The 21,174-nt window shown below is 71.9% G+C and carries 10 protein-coding genes; all 10 read right to left on the bottom strand.

What is annotated here, in order from left to right; genetic code table 11:
- Positions 1-25: 25 nt before the first annotated feature.
- The 10 genes from ACXN5W_RS13335 to ACXN5W_RS13380 all read right to left on the bottom strand — a co-directional run bounded on the left by ACXN5W_RS13335 (position 26) and on the right by ACXN5W_RS13380 (position 21,096).
- Complete coding sequence (locus ACXN5W_RS13335) at positions 26-1,399, bottom strand: MFS transporter (protein WP_473158557.1); 1,374 nt, start codon at positions 1,397-1,399, stop codon at positions 26-28.
- The gene (locus tag ACXN5W_RS13340) at positions 1,396-5,871 is read right to left on the bottom strand and encodes a non-ribosomal peptide synthetase (RefSeq protein ID WP_473158558.1); all 4,476 of its coding nucleotides are present in this window, start codon (positions 5,869-5,871) and stop codon (positions 1,396-1,398) included. The genes ACXN5W_RS13335 and ACXN5W_RS13340 overlap by 4 nt, the downstream gene beginning before the upstream one ends.
- On the bottom strand, positions 5,868-9,764 hold the full coding sequence (locus ACXN5W_RS13345) for an amino acid adenylation domain-containing protein (protein WP_473158559.1): 3,897 nt from the start codon (positions 9,762-9,764) through the stop codon (positions 5,868-5,870). The genes ACXN5W_RS13340 and ACXN5W_RS13345 overlap by 4 nt, the downstream gene beginning before the upstream one ends.
- The gene (locus ACXN5W_RS13350; RefSeq protein ID WP_473158560.1) at positions 9,758-11,134 is read right to left on the bottom strand and encodes an FAD-dependent oxidoreductase; all 1,377 of its coding nucleotides are present in this window, start codon (positions 11,132-11,134) and stop codon (positions 9,758-9,760) included. The genes ACXN5W_RS13345 and ACXN5W_RS13350 overlap by 7 nt, the downstream gene beginning before the upstream one ends.
- 654 nt (positions 11,135-11,788) lie before the next feature.
- The gene (locus ACXN5W_RS13355) at positions 11,789-14,203 is read right to left on the bottom strand and encodes an ATP-binding protein (RefSeq protein WP_473158561.1); all 2,415 of its coding nucleotides are present in this window, start codon (positions 14,201-14,203) and stop codon (positions 11,789-11,791) included.
- A gap of 737 nt (positions 14,204-14,940) precedes the next feature.
- Positions 14,941-15,981, bottom strand: a complete 1,041-nt coding sequence (locus tag ACXN5W_RS13360) for a thioesterase domain-containing protein (RefSeq protein ID WP_473158562.1) — start codon at positions 15,979-15,981, stop codon at positions 14,941-14,943.
- Positions 15,965-17,452, bottom strand: a complete 1,488-nt coding sequence (locus tag ACXN5W_RS13365; protein WP_473158563.1) for a class I adenylate-forming enzyme family protein — start codon at positions 17,450-17,452, stop codon at positions 15,965-15,967. The genes ACXN5W_RS13360 and ACXN5W_RS13365 overlap by 17 nt, the downstream gene beginning before the upstream one ends.
- A 9-nt stretch (positions 17,453-17,461) precedes the next feature.
- Positions 17,462-18,001 carry a phosphopantetheine-binding protein gene (locus tag ACXN5W_RS13370; protein ID WP_473158564.1) on the bottom strand — a complete coding sequence of 180 codons (540 nt, stop codon included), beginning with the start codon at positions 17,999-18,001 and terminating at the stop codon, positions 17,462-17,464.
- 100 nt (positions 18,002-18,101) lie between these two features.
- Positions 18,102-19,844 (bottom strand): condensation domain-containing protein, encoded by a 1,743-nt coding sequence (locus tag ACXN5W_RS13375; protein WP_473158565.1) that lies wholly within the window; start codon positions 19,842-19,844, stop codon positions 18,102-18,104.
- A 397-nt stretch (positions 19,845-20,241) separates the two neighbouring features.
- Complete coding sequence (locus tag ACXN5W_RS13380; protein WP_473158566.1) at positions 20,242-21,096, bottom strand: AfsR/SARP family transcriptional regulator; 855 nt, start codon at positions 21,094-21,096, stop codon at positions 20,242-20,244.
- Positions 21,097-21,174 lie beyond the last annotated feature (78 nt).

Consider the following 21,174-nt stretch of genomic DNA (forward strand, 5'->3'; position numbering starts at 1 on the left):
TCCTCCCCCTTGTTCGTGCCGCTCGTCAGGCCCGCGCATCGGCAACCTCGCCGACCGAACCGTCCGGATCCGCGCCGGCCTCGGCGGCGGTGCCGGTGCCGGCGGTGTCGGTGTCCGTGTCGCTGTGCAGCAGGTCCGGCAGCCGGTCGGCCCGGCGAACGCGCGGCGCTGACGCCAGCCCGGCCAGCACCACCAGGAGGCACCCGGCCAGGAAGAACATGAACGCGATTCCGCGCCCGTCGCCGACCCCGATCACCGCGCCCACGGACCCGGCCAGCGCGCCACCCGGCCGCAGCATCGGCTCGAACACCCGGTCCGCGAGCGGCCCCGCGATGGCGTACGCGATCGGCCCGGCCGCCTGCGAGAGCATCCGCGCCGTGGCCGTGACCCGGCCCAGGCTGGAACTTTCCACCTTGGTCTGGAAGAGCGTGTTCGCGCAGCTGCTGATCACCGGCAGGGTGAACAGGAAGACCGGGCCGACCGCGATCAGCAGCCACAGCGACGGCGCGAGCGAGTGCGCGGCCATGGCCACACCGCCGAGCGCCATGAACCAGGCGATCGCCCGCGTCCGCAGTCTGGGCCCGCCCCACACCCCCATCAGCGCGCTGCCCAGGAACAGGCCGCAGCCGCCCGAGAAGACCTGCCAGCCGAGACCGTCCGGCCCGGTGATGGACAGCACGAGGGGACGGATCAGGGTGCCGGCCACCCCGAAACAGAAGTAGAAGCCGCCGAGTACGGCGATGAGGCCGGGCAACCCGGGCCGGCGGCGCAGCTCCGCCCAGCCGCCGGCCATGTCCCGCCAGCTCGGTGGCCGCTTCGCGGCGGCGCTCACCGGCGCGGTCAGCGCGGCCGGCAGCCGGATGATCACCAGGATCAGCAGCGAGACGCCGTAGCTGATCAGGTCGAGCAGCACGACGCCGGGCATCCCGGCGAGCACCAGCAGCGTGCCGGCGAGCACCGGGGTCGCCACCTGCACGCCGAACACCACCTGCGCCAGCCCGTTGGCCCGGCCCAGGTGCTCCTTCGGGACCAGCAGCGGCATGGTCGTGGTGAACGCGATCTGGTGGAAGGTGCCGCAGACGGCGAGGATCGCGGTGACCGGGTAGACGTGCCACACCTGCAACGAGTCCGCGTACACCGTCGCCGCCAGCACGGCGATCGTCACGATCGCGACGCAGTCGGCGGCGATCATCAGCCGCTTGCGGTCGATCCGGTCGGCGGCCGCGCCGGCCAGCGGCGCCACCAGGATGGCCGGCACCGCACCGGACAGCATGATCAGCGCGAACTGGGTCACCGAGCCGGTGAGCTCGTAGGTCCAGACCCCGAGCACGAACCCGGTGAGGGCCGAGCCGACCATGGACACGATCTGGCCGACCCACAGGGCGAAGAACGTCTTCATCGGGCCACCTCGATCGCGGGGAGCTGTCCGGCCTCGACGAAATGGGCCAGGTACCGGCGGAGCAGCGCCTCGTCGGCGGCGGGGCACACGATGCCTCCCGCGGCGACCGCCCGCTCCGTTCTCGTGCTGTCGAACCGGGTCGTCCTCGGGGTGACCTCCGGGCGGATCACCGCCGCGATCGCACTCACCGCCGGGTCGGTCGACTCGGCCGCGACCCGGCGCAGCTCGGCGATCCAGTCGGGGTAGGGCAGGTCCCGAAGCGGGTAACCGAACTCCCGCAACCCCCGCACCACCTGACTGAACCGCATCGTCCGCCCGTTGAAGAAGTGGAAGTCGCCCCCGGAGCCGTCCGGCTGCCGGGACAGGTATCCGATCGCCGTCGCCACGTAGTCCACCGGCGCCATGTCCTCCTCGTCCTCGGTGCCGACCGGCGCCGAGCCGATCAGCACCATCGTGCGCAACAGGTCGACGAACCGGTCACCCGTCGGGCCGATCCCGGTGCCGCTGTCACCGGTGATCCGCGCGGGCCGGTAGACGGTCACCGGCAGTCCCGCCGCGCGGGCCGCCCGGGCCAGCGCGTCGGCGACCCACTTGCTCCGCTCGTACCCCCGGTGGAGACCCTCCGGGCCCGGCGGCTGGTCGGCCTCGGTGACGGTGGCGTCCAGGTCCATCGGGAAGACCCCGAGGGTGGACACCAGGTGTACCGGCACCAGGCGCCGCGCGGCGATCCACAGCAGCTCCCGCACGCCCAGGACGTTCCCGGGCCGTAGCTGGGCGTAGGGCCGCAGGAAGTCGGCCATGCCGCCGCAGTGGTACACCGCGTCGACCTCGTCGGCGAGGGCGTCGAACCGGGCCCGGGTCAGGCCCAGTCCGGGCGCCGCCAGGTCACCGGCGACCGGGACGATCCTGCCCTCGTCCTGCGGCCGCCACAGCCGCCGCTCGGTCATGGTCCGGGTGATCCGCAGCGCCGCGGCCGCGTCGTCGTCGGCCCGGACCAGGCAGTGCACCGTGGCACCCGTGTTGCGGAGCAGGTCGGCCAGCAGGTGGCTGCCGAGGAATCCCGTCGCGCCGGTGAGCAGCACGCTGCCGGGACCGGCCGCCCGGGCGACCCGGACGGCCGCGGTCCCCGGCGGATGCGCGGCCAGCGCCGCGCGCAGGTCCGGGGGCAGGGCGGCATCCGCCAGCAGCTCCGGCACCGGGTTCTCCACCTCGACGCTCCGGTCCGGGCTCAGCCGGGCGGCGACCGCCGCGGCGAAATCGGTGAGCGAACTCGCCTCGAACACGACCCGCACCGGCACCTCCACCCCGAGCTCCGCCCGGATCCGGTTGACCAGCGTGCCGGCCAGCAGGGAGTGCCCGCCGAGGGCGAAGAAGTCGTCGGCGGCGCCCACCCGGTCCTGGCCGAGCAGCGTCGACCAGACCTGGGCGATCCGGTGGGACAGCGGATCCGCCGGTTCGACGTACCCCTCCCCCGGGTCGTCCCAGTCCACCGGCGGCAACGCCGCGACGTCCACCTTGCCGTGCGCGCCGAGCGGCAGCCGGTCCAGCACCTGGATCGTGTCCGGTACCAGATGCGCGGGAAGCACGGCGCGCAGGTGGGCCCGCAGCGAAGCCCGGTCCGGCGGCACCCCGTCGACACTGACCAGGTAGCAGACCAACCGGGCCACGCCGTCGGGTCCGGCCGCGGCGACCACCGCGGCGTCCCGCACGGACGGGTGGGCCCGGCAGGCCGCCTCCACCTCGGCGGGCTCGACCCGGTGCCCACGGACCTTCAGCTGCCGGTCGACCCGGCCGAGGAACTCCAGCGTGCCGTCCGCCCGCCACCTGGCGACATCCCCGGTGCGGTACATCCGGGCACCCGGCCTGGCGTCGAACGGATCCGGCACGAACCGGTGCGCGGTCTCGGCCGGGCGGCCGAGGTAGCCCCGGGCCGGCGCGTCGCCGCCGAGGCACAGTTCGCCGGGAACCCCGAAGGGCACCGGGCGCAGCCCGGCGTCCACCACGTACGCGCGGACGTGTGGCAGCGGGCCGCCGATCGGCAGCATCGCGGCGGCCGGCAGTTCGGCCGCGTCCCGGGTCCGGTGGCTGGTCGCGCACACGGTGGCTTCCGTCGGGCCGTAGTGGTTGTGCAGCGTCACCCGGCCGGCGGTGATCCCCGCCCACTGTCCCACCACGGCGGCCGGCACGACGTCCCCACCGAGCATCAGCGTGCGCACCGGACAGTCGTCCACCCGCGCGCCGGCCTCGACGAGTTCGGCGGTCCACTTGCGCCACAGCGCCGCCGCGGTGTCCACCATGGTGATGCCCTCGTCCCGGCACCGTTCGATCAGGGCCGGACCGGTCAGCGCCGCCGGATCGGCGCAGGGCACCACCGCGGCACCGGACGCCAGCGCGGGGAACACGTCTCCCACCGAGGCGTCGAAGGTCAGCGGGGGCACCATCAACACCCGCTCCCCCGGCCCGAAACCGTGCCGGACGACGAAGTCGTCGACCAGGTTGGCCAGGGTCCCGTGCTGGACGGCAACCCCCTTCGGGGTACCCGTGGAGCCCGAGGTGTAGATGAGGTAGGCCAGGTTGTCCGGCCCCGCCCCGGTCGGGGGTGGGGTCGCGGCGTCGGGGTGGCCGTCGGCGGTCAGCACGGTCGGACCGGGATCGCCGGGGAACAGCGCTCGGTGTGCCCGGTCGGTGAGCACGACCCGGGGCAGCGCGTCGTCGAGCAGCGTCCGCAGCCGGACCGGCGGTTGGTCGGGGTCGAGCGGCAGGTACGCGCCACCCGCGAGGAGCACCCCGAGTACGGCGACGACCGCCTCGATCCCGGTCGGCAGCGCGACCGCGACCACGACCTCGGGTCCGACCCCGTGCTCGCGCAGCCGCCACGCCAGACCGTTCGCCCGGCCCACCAGGCTCGCGTAGCTGAGCGAGTTCTCCCCGTCGGCGACCGCGATCGCCGACGGGGTCCGGCCCGCCTGTTCGAGGATCCGCCCGGGCACCAGCGGCGGCCGCCGGGCGGTGACCGTGTCCCGGTGCCCGCCGGTGCCCAGCAGCGACCGGTCCCCGTCGGTGAGCACCTCGACGTCCGCGACCCGACCGTGCGGACCGGCCGCGAGGAGCCCGTCGAGGGTCGCGGCGAAGTGCTCCGCGATCCCCCGAATCGTGGTCGGGTCGAACAGGTCGGTGGCGAAGTCGACCTGCCCCTCGATGCCGTCGTCGGTGCTGGCCAGCGCGAGGGTGAGGTCGAACCGGGAGGTGGTGACCGGCCGGTCGAGCCACGCCGCGTCGATCCCGGGCAGCCGTAACCCGTCGCCCACCGTGTTGTACACGAACATGACCTGGAAGACCGGGTTGTGGCTGAGGTTCCCGGCGGGCGCCAGCGCCCGCGCCACCCGCTCCCAGGGATAGCGCTGGTGATCGAGCGCGCCGATGCTCTCCCGCTGGACCCGGTGCAGCAGCTCGGCCACGGTCGACCCGTCGAACGTCCGGACGCGCAGCGCCACCGTGTTGGCGAACATGCCGACACACCCGCTGATCTGCGGCACGGACTCGTCCCGCATGGGGGCCCCGACCACGATGTCGTCCTGTCCGCTGTAGCGCGCCAGCAGGACACCGAACGCGCTGAGCAGCACGGTGAACGGGGTGACCTCGGTACGCCTGGCCAGGTCGGCGACGGCGGCGGCGGTGGCCGGGGACAGCATGAACGGGTGACCCGCACCGCTGAAGGACTGCGCCCCCGGACGCGGCCGGTCGGTCGGCAGGGTCAGCAGTCGCGGGGCCCCGCCCAGGGCACCGGTCCAGTACCGCTCGCCCTCGGCGAACGCCTCCGGCGTCTGCTGCCGCTGCTGCCACACGGCGTAGTCACCGAACTGCGCGGACGGCTCGGGCAGGCGCGGGGACTCCCCGGCCAGGAAGGCGCCGTAACACTCGCCCAGTTCGGTCAGCACGATCCCCAGCGACGGCGCGTCGGCGACGATGTGGTGCACCAGCAGCGCGAAGACGTGGTCCCGGTCGCCGACCCGGGCCAGGAAGGCACGCAGCAGCGGGGGTACGGCAAGGTCGAACGGCCGGGCGTGCTCCGCGGCCAACCGCTGCCACGCGGCGGTCTCCCGCGCGTCGGCGGGCAGGTCCCGCAGGTCGACGACGGACACCTCGACCGTGGCGGCGCCCACCGGCGCGATCACCTGCGCCGGTTCGCCGTCGACCTCGGGGAACCCGGCCCGCAGCGCCTCGTGCCGGTCGACGACCCGGTTGAGGGCCCGCCGCAGCAGGTCCACGTCCAGCGGACCCCGCAGCCGCCACGACTGCACCACCGTGTACACGCCGGCGTCGGCACCGAGCCGGTCGAGCAGCAGCAGTTGCCGTTGCGCGGGCAGCAGGGGCACCGGGCCGGCCTCGGCACGGCGGGGGATCACCCGCTTACCAGCCGTGAGACCGCGGCTGGCCGCCAGCGCGGCGAACAAGGCATCCCGGTCGCTCACTGGTGCGCCCCCGTCCGGTTCTGGTCGGCGAGCAGCTCGGCGACCTCGTCGTCGCCCAACGCGGCGATCTCGGCCCACAGTCCCGCCGCCTCGGCCAGCATCCCCGGCACGGGTTCCAGGTCGCGCAGCCGTTCCACGAACGCGGCCACCGTCCTGGCCTGGAACAGCGTGCGCATCGGCACCTCGATGCCGAACAGCTCCTGGGTTCTGGCCAGCAGCCGCGCGGCCAGCAGGGAATGCCCGCCGAGTTGGAAGAAGTCGTCGTGGACACCGACCTCGGGGACACCGAGCAGGGTCTGCCACAGGTCGACCTGGACCCGTTCGACACCGTCCCTCGGGGCGACCGCGACGCCCTCGCGGGCGTCGTCCCAGGCCGGAGCGGGCAACGCGGCCCGGTCGGTCTTGCCCGTCCGGGTCAGCGGCAGGGCCGGCAACGGCACCAGCGCCGAGGGGATCATGTACGTGGGCAGCCGATCGGCGAGATGGCCACGGATCGCCCGCCACGTCACGTCGGTGACCGCACCGGCGGGTACCAGGTAGCCGGCCAGCCGGACGTCCCCCTCGGCGGCCGGTCGGGCGACCACCGCCGCGTCGGTGACGTCGGGGTGCTCGCGCAGCACCGCCTCGATCTCGCCCAGCTCGATGCGGTAGCCCCGGATCTTGACCTGGCTGTCGGCCCGTCCCAGGATCCGCAACCGCCCGGTCGCGGTGTACCTGCCGAGGTCGCCGGTGGCGTACAGCCGGGACCCGGGGGTGGTGGTGAACGGATCCGGCACGAACTGCTGGGCCGTCAACCCCGGTTGGCGCGGATAGCCCCCGCCCGTTCCCGACCCGCCGAGGTGGATCTCACCGACCACCCCGGGCGGCACCGGCCGCATCGCGCGGTCGAGGAGGTAGATCGCGGTGCCCGGCAGCGCGGGCCCGAGGGTGACCGGTTGTCCCGGCGTCAGCGGGCCGGCCGAGGCGATCATCGTGGCCTCCGTCGGGCCGTAGAGGTTCCACACCTCGATACCCACCCCGGACAGCGCGGTGACCAGGTCCTCGGTCACCGGTTCGCCGCCGCAGAGCCGCCGGCGGACGGTGTCGGGGATCTCTCCCATGGTGAGCAGCATCCGCCAGCGGGTGGGGGTCGCCTGCAACACCGTCGCTCCGCAGCCGGCCAGCCGGGCCCGCAGTCGCACCGGGTCCTCGGCGTCCTCGGCGCCGACGATCACGACCTGGCCACCGGTCAGCAGCGGCACCAGCAGCTCCCGTACCGACATGTCGAAGGACAGCGGGGTGACCGACGCCCAGACGTCGGTCGCGGACAGCCCGGCGTACGGGCCGAAGCCGGTGAGGACGTTGGTGACCCCCCGGTGTGGAACCGCGACGCCCTTCGGCGTGCCGGTGGAACCGGAGGTGTAGATCACGTACGCGATGTCGTCCCCGGTCACCTCGACCGGCGGTGGGCCGTCCGGCTGACCGGCCAGCTCCGGCCCGTCCACGGCGACGGAAGCGGCCACCGGCACCGAGTCCCGGTCGGCGCCGTCCACCACGGCGATCCGCGCTCCCGCGTCGGCGACCATGCCCCGCAGCCGCTCGGCCGGCCAGGACAGGTCCAACGGCAGGTAGGCGGCACCGGCCCGCCAGATGCCGAGCAACCCGACGATCATCGCCAGGCCGCGCCGGGCGCCGAGCGCGACCACGTCACCGCGCCGGACTCCGTGGTCCCGCAGCAGGTGCGCGAGCCGGTTCGCCCGGGTGGCCAGCTCGGCGTAGGTCAGCACACCGTCGTCGGCCCGCACGGCTACCGCGTCGGGGCGGGTCGCGACGCTGTCGGCCAGCGCGTCCATCGTGGTCGACCAGCGCTGATCGGGCGTGGCCGGTGCCGGTGGGTCGGCCCGCTCGGCCAGCGCCACCTCGCCCACCCGCAGGGTGGGGTCGGCGATCACGGCGGTGAGGAAGGTGACCAGATACGCCCCGAGCCGCTCGATCGTGGCCGACTCGAACAGATCGGTGCGGTACTCCAGGTAACACTCCAACCGACCGTCGGTCTCGGCCGCGCCCAGCATCAGGTCCAGCTTCGCGGTGCCGGTGTGCACCAGCGGCACCGCCTCGGTCACCGTGCCGGCCAGGGTGAGCGGCGCGCTCGACGCCAGATGCCCGTTGAACCCGGCCTGATAGACCGGCGAGTGGCCGAGGCTGCGCTCCGGTTGCAGGGCCTCGACGACCCGTTCGAACGGCACGTCGGCGTCACCCAGGGCGTCGATCAGGTGCTCGGAGACCGCGACGGCGTGCTCGGCGAACGTCGTGTCCGGGCTGAACCTGGCCCTGATCGGCAGGGTGTTGAGGAAGTTCCCGATCAGCCCCTCGGTGTCCAGGCTGGGCCGGTGCCCGATGACCGCGCCGACCACGACGTCGTCCTGGCCGCTGCACCGGGACAACAGGGCCTGGTAGGCGGCGAGCAGGACCGTGAAGGGCGTCACGCCCAGCGAACCCGCCACCGCCTTCAGCCCGCCGACGAGTCCGGCGGAGATCCCGAATTCGACCACCGCGCCGTCGTGGGCGGCGACGGCGGGCCGGGGGTGGTCGGTCGGCAGGTCCAGCAACGCCGGGGCGCCGCGCAGTCCGGACACGATCCGCGCCAGGCGGGTCGCCCCGAACTCCGAATCCAGCTCCGCGCGCTGGCGCGCGGCGTACTCGCCGTACGTCAACGGCAGGTCCGGCAGGTCCGGACGCTCGCCGGAGCGCAGCGCGGCGTACCAGGCGCCCAGTTCCTCCCGCAGCACCCCGACCGACCAACCGTCGGACACGATGTGGTGCATGGTGATCGACAGGATGTGGTCGGTGTCCGACAGCCGGACCACGAGCGCCCGGATCAGGGGTCCCGAGCGCAGGTCGAAGGGCTTGCGCACCTCGTCGGCGAGGATCCGTCGCGCCTGTTCCTCCCGGTCGGGGCCGTCGGGGCCGTCGACGTCGACGACCGAGAACGCCGCCCGGTCACCCGGTCGGACCAGCTGCACGGGCGTGCCGTTGCGTTCCCGGAACACGGCGCGCAGCACCGGGTGCCGGATGACGACCTCGTCGATCCCGCGCCGCAGCAGCGTCAGATCGAGCGGACCGCGCAGCCGGACCACCTCGGGCACGTTGTAGAGCGCGGAGCCGGCGTCCATCCGCTCCATGAACCACAACCGCTCCTGCCCGAACGACAGCGGGTGGGCCGACGGGTCCCGGTCGACGCCGTCCAGTCCGTACCGCGCCCGGGCCCGCCGGACGGCGTCCCGCAACTGGCCGGGAACCTGCTCACCGAACCTTCGCAGATACGCCTGGACCAGGTCCCGGTCGTCGGCCAGGAACGGGAAGTCGGTCAGCACCATGTGCCTGATCACCAGCATCGGCACCGGGCCGCGCAGCGGGCGGAAGTCGGGGTTCCACAGCCCGCCCTTGGCCGGCGGCAGGTCGTGGAACTCGCCGATCATCAGGCCCTCGCGTACGTACTCCAGCTTCAGCGCCTGCTGCGTCGCGTCGATGACCCCTTCGATCCGGTCCTGCGCGAGATTGGGGAAGAGCACAAGAATCGTGGCGAGCTGGGCCTTCTCGTCGCGGTCGGGCGCGATCTTCAGGAACCAGTCGCGGTAACCGCGCATGATGTCCGCCACCTCGGCGGGGTCGTCGGCGGTACCCGGATAAACCGCCAGGTAGAAACGCCGCCGGTCGATGGACGGTTGGGCGAATGGGCAGACATTTCCCTTGCGCCCGAGTTCCGGGTGCGGGCGGCACAGATATTCCTGAGCCCATGCGCTGATCGCGCGGAGCGGTTCGGCATGGTTCTGGAGCGCCGGCGGCAGCGAGCCGCCGTCCACCTCGAATGGTTCGACGAGTATGCGGTCCGGATCCGCGGGGTGCCTCAGCACGATTTTTCGCCCTTTGTGTCGGGGGCGGGTCGGCGAACGGCCGCGCCAATTCCGAGAATGGCCGCACACACTCCGACCACGGCTGTCGTGGCCAGTACGGCGCGTTGACCACGTGCCCGCCGCAGCGCCTCCCCGTAGGGAGTGGTCGTGTGTGAGATCATGGTGTAAAGCGGAAGCCAACGGTCACCGAGCAGCCGGTTCAGCATCAGGTCCGCTTTCCGGTTCAGCACGAACAGCGGCGACGTGACGTGCGTGCGCAGCTCTTCGAAGTTCCGTTCGGACAGGTCCGCCAGCACGTCGGTGTTCGGTTTGCGCAGCCGCTCGTACCTCGGTAGCGCCGCCGACCAGTCGTCCCCGCAGTCGTCCAGGCAGTCGTCCAGGACGAGGCAGTCCTCCAGCGCGGAGTTCATCCCCTGGCCGTAGAACGGATAGACGGCGTGGGCCGCGTCGCCGATGAGCACGACCCGGCCGGCGTGCTGCCACATCGACGTCCGTACGGTGACCAGTTGGCCGACGGGGTTGGCCGCCAACTCCTGTGGGATCTCCGGCGCGATCGTCATCAGGTCGGGAAACCGCTCACGCAGCAGCCTCGCGTAGTCGGTCGCCGAGGTGATCGAGTCGAAGCTGCCCGGCCCGTGGCGGGGCAGGAACAGCGTCGCGGTCAACGAGCGGTCGATGTTGGGGTGTGCCACCACCAGCCCGTCCCGCCCCGGCCACACGTGCAACGAGTCGGGTACCCGGCGGCGGTCGTACCGCGGCCCCGCCGGGATGGAGAACTCCTTGTAACCCCAGGGCAGGAACGTCTGCTGGAAGTCGGCGGGCAGGCCGCGCTGGAGTTCCGCCCGCGTCGCCGAGAACGACCCGTCGGCGCCCACCACCAGGTCCGCGGCCACCTCGAACCCGCCATCGGGCCGGTCGGTCTCGAAGCGACACACCGAGGGTTCCGCTCCACCGCCCCGGCGCAGGCCGGTCAGTTTGGCGCCGAACCGGAAGCTGACCCCGGGGATCGCGGCGGCGGTGTTCACCAGCAGCGTGTTGAGGTCGTGCCGGAGAATCGAGCGCAGGATCTGTGACCCGTCGGTGCCGTAGGGGTGGAAGGCCAGCCCTCCGTCGCGGTGGTGGACCATGCGCCCGCGCATCGGCGCCGCCGCGGCGAGCACCTCGTCGAGCAGTCCGGCGCGGGCCAGCGCCTTGATCCCGCGTTGGGACAGGCCCAGGTTGATGGACCGGCCAGCCGCGCCGGGCTCGGTCCGCGGATCCGGGCGCCTTTCGTGGACGGCGACCCGGTAGCCCCTGCGTGCCAGCAGGATCGCCATCAGGGAGCCGGACAGTCCCGCGCCGACGATCACGACATTGTCGCCTCGCCCCATCGCCCACCCTTTCACCCTTGGACCACCGCCGGCGGATGCCGGGCAGTCATCGGTCGGTTCGACATGCCAGGCCGTCGACCGGGCCGTCCATTCGTCGCCAAAAGCCGATCCGAGTGTCAACCGTTCCCACCGAATTGGTGGAAACGGTCTGTTGCGGCATCATCCCGAGCGGCCAGGGCATGGCTACGATCCAGATGTTCCACTATTTGATACAGCGCGTTTCCAGGACCCGACATTGCATCCGGATATGCGCGCGAAAAGTCAACTCCAGCTTTGTGATGACTGAGCTACCAGTCAGTCTGTCGATTCCCTTCGAATCGCGCTCTCGATCGTACCGGGAACCGACTGGACGCCGACTGGACGTCGATTGGACGCACTTAAAACGTGTCCAAAGTGACCGGACAACCACTTCCGACCCAACACCTGAACCGAATAAATGAACTTTTACCGACATTCGGCTCGGATTTTTCGGCATCGATCGCCCGTCAAGCTGCGTCAATGAAGTAAACAGTATCATTCTGTCGCGGCTAGTTGATACCGGTCATCGCCGGACATGGCGACTCGCCGATTGTTGCGGACGGGAATATCGGCCCGTCACGAAAATTGACCCGCTCCGAGACGAGGGCGCGTTCGTCCGACCGGTGGGGCTGCCGTTCAGCGTCGTCCCGACGTACCCGACGTACCCGACGACCGGTCACGCCCGAGTTCCGCCCGGACCGTCTCGACGTCGGGATGGTCGAGCTCGGCGAGGATGGTGAGGGCCCTGCGCCGGGCGGTGCGGGCCACGCCCGGGCTCCCGGCGACCTGGTGGGTGTCGGCGAGCCGGATCAGGATGCATGCTTCCTGGTAGAGCTCGCCGAGCTCGCGGTAGAGATCGAGGGCTTCGCGGTAGCAGCGGACGGCGTACGTGTGATTGCCGAGGCGGTAGTGGGCGTAGCCGAGGCTGTCCCAGGTGGCGGCCTGACCGGAACGGTTGTCCAGCTCCTGGAGCAGGGCGAGGGCCTGTTCGCAGGCGGGCAGGGCGGCGGTGTGCTCGCCGAGCTGGGCGTGGTACCAGCCGATCGCGTTGAGCGCCGCGGCCTGCCCGTGCCGGTGCCCCGCGCCGGAGTAGAGCTCGAGCGCCTGCCGGGTGTGGTCGAGGGCCGCCCGGTACCGGCCCTGCTGCTCGCGCAGGTACGCCCGGTGGTGGTGGGTGTGCGCCTGCCCCACGGGATCACCGCCCTTGATGTCCGCGTCCAGGGCCAGTTCCAGTTGGCCATGGGCGTCCTCATACCGGCCGGTCTCGGTGTAGGCGCGGGCCAGGGTGCGGTGGATGGGAGCGGCGGCCACCGGGTCGGCCAGCCGCTGCACTGCGACGGCAGCCGTGGTGGCGACCGCCACCTGGTCGGACCACCGCCGGTTGCGTTGCAGGAAGCCGGCCAGCGCCCACGCCAACCGCCAGGCGTGCTGGTCGTACCCGGTCTCGACGGCGTGACTGACCATCGCGAGCAGAACCGGATGTTCGGCGGTCAACCACTGGAGTGCGCCGTCCCGGTCGACGAACCGTTCCGGGACGGTGCCCGACCGGGGCGCGCCGAGGGTGACCGGATCGCGGTTCGGGCTCAGCAGCCGGTCGGCGGCGCTCGCGCTGTGCAGGTAGTGGTCGAGCAGCCGTTCGGTGGCGGCCTCGTCCGGACCGATGCCACCGGTCGCGTTGAGTCGGCCGGCGTACCCACGCAGCAGGTCATGGCAGGTGTACCGGCCGGGTGCGGCCTCGGCGAGCAGGTTCGCCCGGACCAGCTCCGCCAGCAGCGGCCGTACCTCCGGCACCGGCAGCGCGATCAGGCTGGCCAGGGCGGGCACGCTGAAGTCCGGACCCGGATGTTGGCCGAGTAACCGGAACAGCCGCGCGGCGGCCGGCGTGAGCGCCCGGTACGACCAGGCGAACACCGCGTCGATGTCGGTGGTCGGGTCGCCGAGCTCGAACACCTCCAGCCGCCGATCGCGGTCCCGGAGCTGGGCCGCCAACTCCCCCAGCGGTACCCGGTGGGTGGCGGCCCGCGCGGCGACCACGGCCAGCGCCAGCGGCAGCCGAGCGCAGCTGTCGATGAGGTCCGCGGCCGCGTGCGGTTCGGCGGCGACCCGCGAGCGCCCGAGGCGTCGGTTGAGCAGATCCTCGGCCTCGTCCCGGCTGAGCAGGTCCAGGGCGATCGGATGGGCGCCAGCGGTGGCGACCAGACCGGTGAGCGCCGCGCGGCTGGTCACCAGGACGAGGCAGCCGGGGGTGCCGGGCAGCAGCCGGCGCACCTGGTCGCTGTCGCGCGCGTTGTCCAGCAGGATCAGCATGCGGCGGCCGGCCAGCTCGCTGCGGTACAGCGCGACCTGCGCGTCGGGATCCGGCGGGATCCGCCCGGCCGGCACACCGAGCGCGTCGAGGAACTGGCGGACGACCTCCCCCGGTTCCACCGCCGGCCCGGACGGACCGAAGCCGCGCAGGTCGGCGTACAGCTGCCCGTCGGGGAACCGGTGGGCGACGCGGTGCGCCCAGTACACGGCCAGGGCGGTCTTGCCCACCCCGGCCGTACCGCTGATGGCGGAGACGACGACCTCGGCGGTGTTTCCCTCCTCGTTGAGCAGCCCGTCGAGGGTCGTCAGTGGACCGCTCCGGCCGGCGAAGTGGCGCGTCCCCGCGGGTAACTGTCGAGGTACCGGCACCGGTGCCGGGGCCGGTGCAGCCGGCCGGGAGCCGCCCGCCGGGCTCAGCTCCCGGCCGGCCGCCGCCTGCTGCTGGGCGTACTCCACCAGGGCGTACCGGGGCCGCCAGAACTGTTCGATCCCGGTGGGCACCGACAGGTGGCTCAGCCGGCCGTGGTCCTGGGCGAACTGGACACAGCCCTCGACGATGGCGCGCACCACGTCCCAGTCGGGTAGCTGGCTGATCCTGCCGTTGAGGATCGAACCGATCTGGCTCTTGCCCAGCCGCAGCCGCGTCGCCAGCCCTCGCAGGCTCGGTCCCCCGGCCTGCAGGCGCAGCAATCGCAGATCGTCACAGAGCTGTCGCAGCATGTGTCCGTCGTGGTCAGCCGACACCGCCAACCCCCGTCGTTTGTCCAGCGCTGTCCGGTCTGTCGGATCGCGACCGCGTCGCGACCTGGTAATACCGGCGGTGACTGTCCGGATCTGTCCACCGCACGCAGGGTCAACGTTATCGAGAGTTCGAAATGCACTCAATCATCCGGAGACACGCACGACCTTCACCCGATCGGCGTTCCGGTGGTATCCGGCCCGGCATCCGCCCTGGCAGCGAGCCGGCCGACCGGAACGCGGGAAACCTGCCGGGCACATGTGGCTCCAACCGGTCTCCGCTGGCCCTCGATCTCGCGGACCACGACGCACGGCACGACCAGGGCCATGATCCGGGGTGCGCTGTCACCCGGTTCGGGCGTACCACGGACCACGCGGTCGCCCGGAAAACCCGCATACCGATCGGTACGGGAAAGGCGCGGGACGTTCCTCACACGCCTGCGCGCCCAGCGTCCGGTGTGGGCGCGGCGCCGATGTCGTCCGGCGGGATTCAGAACGATTCGGCCCGCCGCCACGGTGGACCGACGGACGCTCACCCCGGTGCGAAGCGGGTGCCGGTCCAGCTCATCGTGGGTGGGTACCGGTCCACGGGCCAGGTCGGGGTTGTCGCGGCCCGGGTCGACGCCGGTCCCGGTCCACGGGCCAGGTCGGGGTTTGTGGGCACGGGCCAGTCGTGGCCCGGGTCGACGCCCGCGCGGCGCAGTGGAGCCGCGGGTCAAGGCGGCGTTGCGATCGATCCGTGGTCAGTGGGCTCCGGCGGTGATCCTGGACCTGAGCTGGTCGCCGAGCGTTCCGGCACCGTCGGCGCAGACGTGCACCCGGCACGACGCCACCGCTGACCAGTCCAGGTCGGACTGTTGGCCGCCCGCCCGGCGGAAGACATCGACGGTGCCCGGATACGGTTCCGGTGCGTGGCCGCGGGTCGCGATGTCGTTGGCCCGCCGCACCCGGAGCGCACGCCGGACGAACTCCGTGGTCTCGTTCTCCGCCACCACGTCGTGTGCCCGCCAGTCGTCCAGCACCCGCTCGGCCTGCTCCGTCGGGGACAGCGCCCGGAACACCGACTCCGGTCCGGTGGGACCGACCAGCATGTCGAACAGCGCGCCGGCCGCGTCGGGTACGTCGTGCCGGACCCGCCCGGTCGACGCCCCGGGTACGAGAGCCGGATCGATGACCGCGAGCAGCCGCACCCGCGAGCCGGAGTCGACCAGTTGCCGGGCCATCTCCAGCGCGATCACCGACCCGGTCGAGCTACCGCCCAGGCAGTACGGGCCGGCCGGCTCCACCGATCTGAGCGCCTCGACGTACCGGCTGGCCATGGCCGGTATCGTCGCGAGCGGCTCCTCGTCGGAGTAGAGGCCCACGGCCTGCAGACCGAAAACGGCGAACTCGTCGCCCAGCGCGTCCGACAGCCCGCAGTACGGACCGACCTGCCCGGAGAGCGGATGCACCAGATACAACGGCGGGTGGCTTCCCTCGCCGTACTGGATTTCGACAAGCGGCTCGGGCAGTCGGGCGCGCAGCTCCCGAAGCTCGGCCGCCAGCTTCTCGATCTCCGGGTTGACCGTCAGTACGTTCAACGGGAGCCGTATCTCGAACCTCTCCCGCACCGCGTTGACGACTCTCGCGGCGTCGAGTGAGTTGCCGCCCATCCCGAAGAAGTTGTCCCGGATCCCGACCGGGAACCCGAGAACCTCCCGCCAGCGCTGGACGAGCCACATCTCCAGGGGATCGCGAGGGCTGATCTGACGGTAGTCGATGGAATCGTCAACGGTTGGAGGCACTGCGCTCACCGTCCTTCTCCGACTCGGCCAGCCGCCAGCGTTGGACCTTTCCGGACGCTGAACGCGGGATCTGGTCGACGAATTCGAGCCGTTTCGGCACCTTGTGGCTCGCCAGCCGCCGGCCGCAGTGCGCGATCAACTCACCTCGGCCCAAGGTCGAGGACGGCTTCACCACCACCCGCACGCCGACCACGAATCCGAGCGTGGCGTGCGGAACGCCCACCGCGACCGCGTCGAGCACCCTGGGATGGCTCAGCACGACCGCCTCCACCTCGGCCGGGTCGACCTTCTCCCCGCCCACGTTGATGACGTCGTGCTCGCGCGGTGCCAGGAACAGGTAGCCGTCCCGATCCAGCCAGCCCCGGTCACCGACCGTGGCGAAGCCGTCCACTGTCGTCTCCGGTGCCCGGTGGCCCACGTACCCCTGCCGGGCTGGCCGTCCGGGGCTGCGCATGAACACGGTGCCGACGGTTCCCGGCGGCACCCGGCGACGTTCGTCGTCCATGATCGCTATCTGGGTCAGCACCCCACGGCCCACGGTTCCGGGGCGGGCCAGCCACTCGTCGCCACGCACCAGGGTCACCCCGATCTCCTCGGTGGCGCCGTACAGCTCGTACAGCCGGTGTGCGCCGAGGAGGTCGATCCAGCCGCGTTTGGTCTCCTCGTCGCAGCGCGCCGCCGTGTGCAGGACGGCCCTGAGGCTGGCGAAGCTCTCCCGGGGTGGCCGCAGCCGGAGCAGCTCGCGCAGGTGGGTCGGGGTGAGCTGCATCCATTCGATGGCGTGCTCGGCCACCAGTCGGATCGTCCACGACGGCTCGAAGAACGGCTGGAGGACTGTCGTGTTCCGGTCGAGGAGCGCGTCCAGGAACATGGTGAAGGGCGCGGCGTGGTGCAGTGGTCCCACGATCAACTGCCGCTGACCCGTACGCCATCCGGTGGTGCGGATCGCCATCGGCGGCGTACGAGCGGGATCGTAACCGAGCGGGTCGCGGTGCATCGATATCTTCGGCATCCCGGAGCTTCCGCCGGTCGCCAACAGGTACGCGGGAGCGGCTTCTCCCCACGCCCGGGGCGCGGTGCCGGTCGTTTCCGCCACGTCGATCACGCGCGGCTGATGGTGGGCGTCCAGGAGGTGGACCTGCCCGAACCGTCTGCCGAGGAAGCCGAAGATGCCCGCTCGCTCGGAGGGTGGCGCGGCGGGGTTCAGCGGGAAGAGGGGCAGCTCGGCGCGGAGCACGGCGGCGATGCCAACCGCGGACTGGATGGTGTTGGACGCCTCGACGACGACGCACGGCGTGCCCCGCCCGGCTGACAACGCCCGCAGCGGGCCGTCGAGTTCCGCTGTCCGCTCGGCCAGTTCGCGCCAGCACAACGACTGCTCGGCCAGCTCCGCGTCAAAGCCGACCAGCGCCGTCTCCTCGGGCGTCATCCGGGCGATGTCCGCGATCCGCTGTCCAACGGAGGTCCTCATCAGCGCGGATCACTCCCGCTCTGCGCCGGCGAGGGAGGCGTCCGCCCGGAGCAGCTCGGCCAGCCGCCGGACGGACGAGGCGGTCATGAACTCGTACACGTCCAGCGGCCGGTCGAACTCGGCCTCGATGGCCGAGATGATGCCGAGGGCCGACAGCGAGTCACCGCCGAGTTCCAGGAAGTCGTCCTGCACACCCACCGACGGCAGCTCCAGCAACTCCGCCCAGATGGCCGCCAGCCGGCTTTCGACCTCGTCCCGGGCAGGTGTGTACAACACGCACCTGCCGTCCGCGATCGCCGCCTCGACGTGGCCGGCGTCCACCGAACCGTCGACCACCGGCAGCGTCTCCACCACGAGCACGCCCGCCAGCGCTCCCGCACCGAGCCGCCGGTTCACGTGGTCACGCAGGATCGGCCCGCTCCAGTACTCGCTCAACTCGACAACCGCCACGGCCAGGTCCTGCCCGTCACGGTGGACGATCGTGCCGTCGACGGCCTCGACGCCGGGATGCTGGCTGAGCACTCCGGAGATCTCGGAAAGCGATGCCATTTCCTGCTCCTTCCACACTTGGCCCTGCTTCTTCCAGACCGCCTCGGCGCCGGTTCCTCCCCGGGCGGGCAGGTCGGTGACGGCCTCGGCCGCCGTGTCGTCAGCCCTGATCCGGTGGCCGCCCGTCCCCGGCCCGCAGCACCGGCCACTGCGACACGTCGGCCGGATCGGCCGGCATCGCCGCGCACACCACGTAGTGGCGCGGGGCGAGCGCGGTCGGGTGACCGGCGAGGGCGGCCATACACCGGGCATGCGCCTGCGCCGGGTCGCGGACGGACCCGCTCTCGACCAGGTAGGCGACCAGCCGCCGGCCGTCCGCTTCGGCGAAGACCCTGGTCAGGTCCGGGCCGAACGCCTCGTCGAGGACGCGCTGCACCTCGGCCAGCTCGACCCAGCAGGAGTCGACGAGCAGCCAGTCCGGTCCCCGGGCGATCGATTCGAGCCGCACGGCCGCCCGGATCTGCTCGGCGTCCAGGTCGCCGGCCGCGGCCGCCACCAGCAGGTTCTCCACCGCGAGCAGCAGGGAGCGCAGTTCGTCCGAGTTCACCCGGCCGGTGTCCCCGCACCACAGATCCAACCGCAGCACCTCGTCGACCTGGCAGAGGTCGAAACGCAGCGGCGACGAGCCTGGCGGCATCGGCCGCCAGCTCACGGACGTGGATCGTCGGGCCCGCTCGATCACGGCGGGCGCGCTGACCCGGTTCGGGACCGCGGTCTCGGCGACGACGCTGTTGAACAGCGGCTCGTAGTCGAAGCGCATTCCACGGTCGTGCTCGATCCGCCGCGCCAGCTCGCCCCGGCGGAAGGCGTCGTAGCGGCCGTGCCGGCAGCTCTCCAGGACCGCGGTCCAGGTCTGCCGGACGAGCGCGTCGAAGCGGTGCCCGCGCACTTGCAGCGCGGTCAGACTGGTCTGGGCCAGGGTGCCGACGTAGCGGGTGAGGCGCGGCTCGAACCGGTTGCTGGACAGGGTCGGGAACAGCAGGTCCCGGTAGCCGGTGCGCTGGGCGAGCACGGCACCGATCGCGGCGAGCACGATGCTGGCCCGGCTGGTCCTGGTCCTGGCCGCGATTGTGGACGCCGCCAGCGCGCCCGCCACCGACGACAGGCCGGCGCACACCGACTCACCGCCCGGGGCCGTCCTGGGCGTCGGGTAGAGGCACTGCGGCAGCCGGGACAGCTGATCCCGCCAGTAACGTAACGCCGCCTCGGCCTGCCGCCGCGAGCCTGGCGAAGACTCCAGCTCCACCTGGTCCAGTGGCTGGTGCCGGGGCGGCCCGACGCGCCGGGCCGACCGGTCGGCCAGCATCGCCGTGAACTCCCGCTGGATGATCTCCATTGCCCGGAAGTCGGCGGCCAGGTGTGAGACGTCCAGCGCGGCGGCCACCACCGTTTCGGCGTGCACGGCGACGGCGACCCGCAGCGGCAGGCCGGTCGGGTCGAGGGGTTCGGCCCGCAGCTGCCACAGCAGTCGCTGGGCGATGGTGGGCCGATCCGGGCCGTCACCGTCCGTCGAGCAGACGTCGAGCATCAGTACGCCGGCGTCCAGCACCCGCTGGGTCGGCGGTTCACCGTCGCGGTAGCGGGTGCGTAGACCTTCGTGTCTCGCCAGTAGCACGGCGATGGTCTCGACCACGTCCGCGACCCGCACGTCGCCGGTCACGACCAGCTCCGCGCCGACGGTGGCGTACGGATGTCCGGGCGCGCCCCGGAGCCACTCCAGAATGTTGAGCTGGCCCAGGGTCATCGGTTTCTCGGCGGCGCGTTCTCCGGTGAACGGCACCGCGACCGGCTGTGGTGCGGTCAGCCTGATCGGCCGCCGCCGAGGCCGGTCAGTCCCGATCATGCCCGCACTCCCCGGTTTCTCCACGACGGGTGTCACCAGCCGACGAACTGGCGAAGGTCGATGGGTGACGGCTCCGGTCTGACGCCGTTCGAAGCTCGTCGCCGGCCCATGCCAGGTGACCCGAATGGCGACCCTGATTCGAGTGTCGCCCACGACACGAGACCGGATCCCAGGCGATCTCCATGAGGTCTCCAATCGTATCCCGGGCCACCTAACCTAAACCCATCGAGGACCGTCAGGTCAAGCATTGCCAGATATTCGGAGAACGATTGTGAATCGATATCCGACCGATAGCACCCGAGGTCAGAATACGTATGTCGTATTGTCGAAACCGTCCGTCCACGTGCTGGCCGACGGTTATCCGTCGGCACCCGTTCGTCCGTCGGCAACCGTTCGATCAGATCTCGCCGGCGACGGCCGACGGCGCGGACGCCGGTTGTTGACAGGCGTCGCACAGCCACCCACGCCGGTACGGCAGGGGCCGGGCCGCTTCCTCCGACTCCAGCACGTCCGCCGTTTCACCGGCGAGAATCGCCCGCTCCAACCGGCGCAGTTCGGCACCCGGTTCCAGGCCCAGTTCCTCCACGAACAACTGCCGGCCCAGCCGGTAGGTGTGCAGCGCCTCGACCTGCCGCCCGGTCCGGTACAGCGCGATCATCAACCGGGCGCGCAGCCGCTCCCGGAACGGGTTCGCCGTGACCAGTTCGACCAGCTCGTTGACCAGTTCGTGGTACCGGCCAAGCCGTAGCCGCACGTCGATGTGTTCCTCGACCACGGCCAACCGCCGTTCAGCCAGCTGGGAGCCGATGGACTGGACGAGCTGGCTGCGTACCCCCACCAGCGGGATGGTGCCGTGCCAGAGCCGCAGGGCGTCGCGGAACGCACCCGCCGCGTCATCCGGTCGGCCGTTGCCCAGTCCGCGCCGACCACTGGCCACCAGATGGTTGAACGCCAGCAGGTCCAGGTCCCGGTCGGTGCACTGGATCGAGTAACCGGGTGGGCGGGTCACGATGGCGCCGGACCGACCGCCGGCGGCCAGGGTACGCCGGATGGCCGAGACGCAGATCCGGATCTGTTCCTTGGCCGTCGACGGGGGCGCGGTGTCCCAGACGGCGTCCACCAGGCGCTCGATGGTCACCAGTCGGTTGGGGTCGAGCAGCAACATGGCGAGAACCGTCCGCTGCCGGGGCGCGAACGACAGTGGGCCGTCCGCGCCGATGACCTCCAGCGGACCGAGAACACGAAACCACACGGAGTGCTCCTTCCCATCACAATGCCGGCCCAGGTCCGGGTGGTTCGACTTTCCGGAACCCTTGCCGACCGGGTGTCC

It is taken from the genome of Plantactinospora sp. A48, from assembly GCF_055793945.1.